Origin of the sequence: Mycobacterium sp. (genome assembly GCF_035653355.1) — a bacterium.
Taxonomy (GTDB): Bacteria; Actinomycetota; Actinomycetes; order Mycobacteriales; family Mycobacteriaceae; genus Mycobacterium.
The window spans coordinates 1-4,333 of sequence record NZ_DASRBZ010000366.1 but is presented as its reverse complement, the minus strand read 5'-3'; the positions used below and the strand labels follow the sequence as shown (position 1 = coordinate 4,333).

General features: G+C 69.0%; 6 protein-coding genes and 1 pseudogene. 4 read left to right on the top strand and 3 right to left on the bottom strand.

The features are described 5' to 3' along the window. Positions 1-547 (top strand): DUF3710 domain-containing protein (locus VFA16_RS12725; protein WP_324968155.1); only part of this gene is annotated, 547 nt, incomplete at its 5' end. A gap of 2 nt (positions 548-549) precedes the next feature. Here VFA16_RS12725 and VFA16_RS12720 read toward each other — a convergent pair. Further along, positions 550-1,248, bottom strand: a complete 699-nt coding sequence (locus tag VFA16_RS12720; protein WP_324968154.1) for an alpha/beta hydrolase — start codon at positions 1,246-1,248, stop codon at positions 550-552. A gap of 142 nt (positions 1,249-1,390) precedes the next feature. Here VFA16_RS12720 and VFA16_RS12715 point away from each other — a divergent pair, with 142 nt between their 5' ends. After that, entirely contained in the window at positions 1,391-1,759 is a 369-nt protein-coding gene (locus VFA16_RS12715) for an OB-fold nucleic acid binding domain-containing protein (protein ID WP_324968153.1), read from the top strand. Between the two features lie 42 nt (positions 1,760-1,801). Next, complete coding sequence (locus tag VFA16_RS12710; RefSeq protein ID WP_324968152.1) at positions 1,802-2,467, top strand: DUF3159 domain-containing protein; 666 nt, start codon at positions 1,802-1,804, stop codon at positions 2,465-2,467. On the opposite strand, the gene VFA16_RS12705 is transcribed toward VFA16_RS12710, so the two are convergent. Both VFA16_RS12705 and VFA16_RS12700 read right to left on the bottom strand, forming a co-directional pair. Continuing rightward, positions 2,382-3,080, bottom strand: a complete 699-nt coding sequence (locus tag VFA16_RS12705; protein WP_324968151.1) for a TrkA family potassium uptake protein — start codon at positions 3,078-3,080, stop codon at positions 2,382-2,384. The two genes, VFA16_RS12710 and VFA16_RS12705, sit on opposite strands and share 86 nt — an antisense overlap. Next, a complete protein-coding gene (locus VFA16_RS12700; RefSeq protein ID WP_324968150.1) occupies positions 3,077-3,745 on the bottom strand; it encodes a TrkA family potassium uptake protein in 669 nt (222 codons plus the stop codon). The genes VFA16_RS12705 and VFA16_RS12700 overlap by 4 nt, the downstream gene beginning before the upstream one ends. 132 nt (positions 3,746-3,877) lie before the next feature. Here VFA16_RS12700 and VFA16_RS12695 point away from each other — a divergent pair. Beyond that, a pseudogene (locus tag VFA16_RS12695) lies at positions 3,878-4,333 on the top strand (DNA-binding protein); the annotation flags it as partial.

The following is a 4,333-nucleotide window of genomic DNA, read 5'->3' as shown; positions in this document are numbered from 1 at the left end:
ACCCGGGGCTGGCCAGGTGCAGGTCGAGGTCACCGAGGCCGGTATTCCGAGCGCGGTGTGGGTCGTCACACCCAACGGCCGCTACACCATCGCCGCCTACGCAGCGCCGAAGACGGGCGGTTTGTGGCGTGAAGTGGCCGCCGAGCTCGCCGAGTCGCTGCGCAAAGACTCGGTCAACGTCAGCATCCAAGATGGCCCGTGGGGCCGGGAAGTGGTCGGCGTCGCGACCGGCGCGGTGCGGTTCATCGGGGTCGACGGCTACCGCTGGATGATCCGTTGTGTGGTCAACGGTTCACACGAGACCATGGACGCGCTGACTCAGGAAGCACGAGAAGCGTTGGCCGACACGGTCGTTCGCCGTGGCGATACGCCGCTGCCGGTCAGGACGCCGTTGCCGGTGCAGCTGCCCGAGCCGATGGCGGCCCAGCTGCGTGAGGCCGCTGCACAACAGGCCGCGGCGCAGCAGCCGGGTGGCTCCGAGCCGGAGGCGCGCCGCAGCGCCGGCGGCTCGGCAATGCAACAGCTGCGCAGCAGCACCAGCGGCTGACCCTAGAGATCGCCGAGCGCAGCCAGGCAGGCCACGCCCAAAGCGGCGGGCTCGGCGCCGATTTGATCCAGCGTCAGGGTCCGCAGCGCTGCGCGCGGTGCGGCGCTCACCCATTCGACACCTACGTGCAGGGGATGAATCGGGTCGTCCGTAGCGGCCGCCACCGCCAGCGGTGCGACGAGTCGCGCAAGCTCTGCGCGGGTCGGCGCGACGTAGGTGGCCGCTTCCTCCATGGCGTCGGGCAGTTGCGGCCACTGGCGCTGCCACGACCGGGCCAGTTCGTCGCCCAACCAGCGTGGGCTGGATGCCCGCATCTGCGTCGTCGTCGCCGCCAGGCCGTCGCGGCGAAGCTGATGCGCCGAGTGCCGTGCCGCGTCGGCGGCCGGGGCGCTCACCGGCGCCCCGGTCCACGCGGGCAACGCGGCGAGCACCGCGACCGCGCGGTCTGGATGGTCCAACGCCCACGCGACCGCCGCCGCTGCGCCGATCGACACACCCCCGACCGCAATCGGACCGGCCTGAGCGGCACTGTCCATGGCGGCGCGGTAGCCGTCGATCAGCTGTCCGGGCTGCGGCGGGTGCGCGATCACCACCGCGCCGGCCTTTTGCAGTGGGCGGGCGAAGGCGCGGGCGACGTAATCGTCGTCGGAGCCGGTGCCAGGCAACAAGACAGTGCTGACACCGCGCAAATTCACAGCCACCCCCTGATACTGCCCGCGGTTTGTGGGTACTCCAACGCCACCCTGAGGGGTGTGTGGCATCGGGGAACCAACAGGTCTACGGTGTCCGTTGGCATAACTAGATGGCGTCCATGAAGGACTGGCAGAAGCGTCAGGAGAGGCCATGACGGCCGCAAGTTATCTGCGCCGGCTCACCCGTCGGTTGACGGAAGACCCGGAGCAACTCGACGTCGAGGAATTGTCCGACGAGGCGCTCAATACCGGAGCCCAGCGGGCGATCGACTGCCAGCGCGGCCAAGAGGTCACGATGGTGGGCACCTTGCGCAGCGTCGAGGCCAACGCGAAGGGCTGCGCCGGCGGGGTCCGCGCGGAACTGTTCGACGGCACCGACACCGTGACCTTGGTGTGGTTGGGGCAGCGGCGCATCCCCGGCATCGAGTCGGGCCGCACGCTGCGCGTGCGGGGTCGGTTGGGCACGCTGGAAAACGGTGCCAAGGCGGTCTACAACCCGCACTACGAAATTCAGCGGTGACGGCGCAGGACGGTGACGGCGTCGCGCTCATCGGGGTGAGTCATGGCTGCTGATCGCAGCGGCGACAACCGCCTGCTGGCACAGCTGGGCGGGGTGAGCGGGCTCATCTACTCGTCTCTGCCGGTGGTGGTCTTCGTCGGCGTGTCCGGTGCTTTCGGTTTGCTGCCCGCTATCGGCGCTGCGTTGGCCGCCGCCGCGGTGATCTTGCTGCTGCGCCTTGCCCGGCGGGAGTCGACGCAGCCAGCGGTGTCCGGTTTCTTCGGCGTCGCCTGCTGCGCGCTGGTCGCCTACGCGGTCGGGCAATCGAAGGGCTATTTCCTCTTGGGCATCTGGATGTCGCTGATCTGGGCGGTGATCTTCGCGCTATCGGTGTTGATCCGGCGTCCGCTGGTCGGTTACGTGTGGAGCTGGGCCAGCGGGCATGACCGCAGCTGGCGACGGGTGCGTGGCGCGCTGTTGGCGTTCGACGCGGCGACGCTGGCCTGGGTGCTGGTGTTCGGCGCTCGGTTCGTGGTGCAGCGGCTGCTCTACGACGCCGACCACACCGGCTGGCTGGCCGCGGCCCGGATCGGAATGGGCTGGCCGCTGACTGCCGCGGCGGCGGCACTGACCTACCTGGCGATCAAGGCTGCCCAGCGTGCGATGCGCTCGGCGCCGGCTGATGCTCCGGCAGCAGCAGCTGACGCAGCTCCTCCTCCACCTCGGTAACCGCCACGAACAGCAGTTCGTCGCCGCCTTCCAGCGGCTCGTCGGGTGCCGGCACGATGACCCGTGGGCCGCGCAATATCGTCACCAGCACGGCGTCGCGCGGCAGCTGCAGCCTGCGCACCGGCTTGCCGCCCCATGGGGTGTCGTCAGGCAGCGTGATCTCGACCAGGTTGGCCTGGCCTTTGCGGAACTCCATCAGCCGCACCAGGTCGCCGACCGCGACCGCTTCCTCGACCAATGAGGCCAGGATCCGCGGGGTCGACACCGCCACGTCCACGCCCCAGGCGTCGGTGAACAGCCACTCGTTGCGGGGATCGTTGACCCGCGCCACCACACGTGGCACCGCGAACTCCGTTTTGGCCAGCAAGCTCAGCACCACGTTGGCTTTGTCGTCGCCGGTGGCGGCTACCACGACGTCGAAGTCCTCGAGGTGCACCGACTCCAGCAAGCTCAGCTCGCAGGCATCGCCTAACCGCCAGTGCGCGGCTGGGATGGCGTCGACGTCGATGTGATCGATGTTGCGTTCGATCAACGTCACCTCGTGACTGCTCTCGATGAGCTCGCGGGCGATCGAACGGCCGACGGCGCCCGCTCCGGAGATCGCGACTTTCATTCGAGGTCCTCACTGGGCGGGCGGGCGGCGATGGCCTGCGCCTCGGTGGCGCGTCCGGCGATCGCGGCGACGTACACCTGGTCGCCGGCCTGGATCACGGTTTTCGGTTCGGGCAGCAGCCCGCTACCGAAGCGGATCATGAACGCGACCCGGGCGCCGGTGGCGTCTTCCAGATCGGTGATGCGGTGGCCCACCCAGTCTTCATGCACGACCAGCTCGACGACGGCGACGGTACCGGTGGGGTCGCGCCACTTGGTCGTCTCGCTTTCCCGCAGCAGGGCGTTGAGCAGCCGGTCGGTGGTCCAGGGCACTGTGGCGATCGTGGGGATGCCGAGCCGCTCGTAGACGGCGGCGCGTTTTGCGTCGTAGATGCGCGCGACAACCCGCTGCACACCCCATGTTTCGCGGGCCAGCCGGGCCGAGATGATGTTGGAGTTGTCGCCGGACGACACTGCGGCGAACGCGCCGGCTTGCTCGATGCCCGCCCGCAGCAAAACGTCGCGGTCGAATCCCAGGCCCAGCACCCGTTCGCCCGCGAAGTCGGGACTGAGCCGGTTGAAGGCGGTGCTGTCACGGTCGATGACCGCGACATCGTGCCCGATCCGGGACAGCCCGTCGGCCACGGCGGCGCCCACCCGGCCGCACCCCATCACTACTACCCGCACCTGAGGTCCTTTCGGCAGCAGCCTCTCCTCGGGGCCCGGTCGGCAGCCCCGCTGGCCCGCCGATTTCTACCCGGAGCGTTCCCCTCTAGGGAACGCTACCGCCAGCGTCGCATGGGCTTACCCTTGGCTCTCGTGTCCAAACTCTCGACCGCGGCGCGCCGATTGGTTCTGGGTCGGCCGTTCCGCAGCGATCGACTGAGCCACACCCTCCTGCCCAAGCGGATCGCTCTGCCGGTGTTCGCCTCCGATGCATTGTCGTCGGTGGCGTACGCCCCGGAGGAGATCTTCCTGATGCTGTCGGTGGCCGGGCTGGCCGCCTACGCGATGACACCGTGGATCGGGCTGGCGGTGGCCGTCGTCTTGTTGGTGGTGGTGGCCAGCTACCGGCAGAACGTGCACGCCTACCCGTCCGGCGGCGGGGACTACGAAGTGGTGACCACCAACCTGGGCGCCAATGCCGGCCTGCTGGTCGCCAGTGCCCTGATGGTGGATTACGTTCTGACCGTTGCTGTTTCGACAGCTTCGGCGATGTCGAACATCGGCTCGGCGATCCCGTTCGTGGCCGATCACAAGGTGCTGTTCTCGGTC

Bases quoted from the DNA above. Each gene is read 5' to 3' on its own strand.
- VFA16_RS12715 (WP_324968153.1), top strand. From the start codon at position 1,391: ATGACGGCCGCAAGTTATCTGCGCCGGCTCACCCGTCGGTTGACGGAA.
- VFA16_RS12705 (WP_324968151.1), bottom strand. From the start codon at position 3,080: ATGAAAGTCGCGATCTCCGGAGCGGGCGCCGTCGGCCGTTCGATCGCC.
- VFA16_RS12710 (WP_324968152.1), top strand. From the start codon at position 1,802: ATGGCTGCTGATCGCAGCGGCGACAACCGCCTGCTGGCACAGCTGGGC.